This window comes from Vibrio sp. Vb0598 (assembly GCF_033338935.1).
In the GTDB taxonomy this organism is placed as follows: domain Bacteria; phylum Pseudomonadota; class Gammaproteobacteria; order Enterobacterales; family Vibrionaceae; genus Vibrio; species Vibrio alginolyticus.
Window position 1 is genome coordinate 1 of record NZ_JAWOTP010000186.1, and the last position, 1,208, is coordinate 1,208.

The window sequence follows — 1,208 nt, forward strand, 5'->3', positions numbered from 1 at the left end:
AACACGGCGAAGATAGCAACTACGGCAGCGATAGAAACACAGAACAGCGCGATGGCCACTAGAGTTGTGTTGAGCGCGTCATGGGCTGAGGCTTCCATTTCTGCAATGACGGCATCAATGTCATCGGTGTAGAAGCCGGTACCGATCATTAAATCCCACTCAGGAATGAACATTGAGTAGCTCAATTTCGGTAGCGCCTCTGTTTGTCCTAGTTTCGGGAAGTAATAGGTAGTGAATTCACCCGTTTTGGCGTTTTTCAGCAAGTCTTGAATCAGGTAATTACCTTTCTTGTCTTGCAGGTTATAGAAGTTTTCACCGATGCCTTTGTCGTTCTTGCCGACCACAACACGGACGCCTTTGGAGTTATAACCGAAGATGTAGCCCGTCTCACCAAATTCCAGCTCTCGTAAAACGGGAAGAGCTTCTTCTAATGTCGCATTTCTCTTGAGTAGCGGTTCAATCGCTGAGCGAGCCATCTGAACATAGTTTTTCAGCTCGGCTTTTTTCATCGCCATCATGGTGGTGTGGGTCTGATCAATTTGCTGTTGGTTATAAGCGTTAGTTTGCAGGTAGGTGAACCACATCATACCTAGTGCAATGGTGAGTACTGGAATGATGGAAAGAATATACAGTCGCTTTCTTATGGTTAGATTCATAGAGACTTCCTTACTTCTCGGCGCAGCGTTACGAAAAGGCAAAATTCAATCGATTTGCCGGATAAATATATGGCTATTTATTTTTGTAGTGATTGCAGATTAACCGACTTAGTAGGAGAGAAGTACTGGAAATGTACGATTTATCGCGAGCGTATTAACATTTTCAAGCGTGATCACAATTACCGAGAGCAGCGGCCAGAATTACAACGAGAAGTGCCCGTTAACCAATATGAGATGCGATACCTATTTTGGGCGAAGCGCAGATAAAGCCAGTCCGCAACAGGTCTGATGAGTGGCCAGCGCAGTGGTGCATACAACCAACCTCGTCCAACAAGCTGCCAAGCTCTGTAGGTCACATCCAGCCCGAGGAGTAAATTCCCGTGGTTGTCCAAGGCATGCAGAATGGTGTTGGCACGATCAGGGTCGATTTGCGGGTAGGCCGAAAAAGCGTCGCTGTAAAGATCAACGGTGTTTATCTCTTGCTTATGATCGTGTTGGCGTAATGCCTTCATCTCTTTGGCGCACAGTGGGCAAGTGCCGTCGTAGAAAATA

2 protein-coding genes are annotated in these 1,208 nt (G+C 46.4%); both read right to left on the reverse strand.

Annotated elements, in window-relative coordinates:
* A partial coding sequence (locus R7Q38_RS23955; RefSeq protein ID WP_318114549.1) for a cache domain-containing protein occupies positions 1 to 656 on the reverse strand: 656 nt, incomplete at its 3' end.
* 179 nt (positions 657 to 835) lie between these two features.
* Positions 836 to 1,207 (reverse strand): DUF393 domain-containing protein, encoded by a 372-nt coding sequence (locus R7Q38_RS23960; protein ID WP_318114551.1) that lies wholly within the window; start codon positions 1,205 to 1,207, stop codon positions 836 to 838.
* Position 1,208 lies beyond the last annotated feature (1 nt).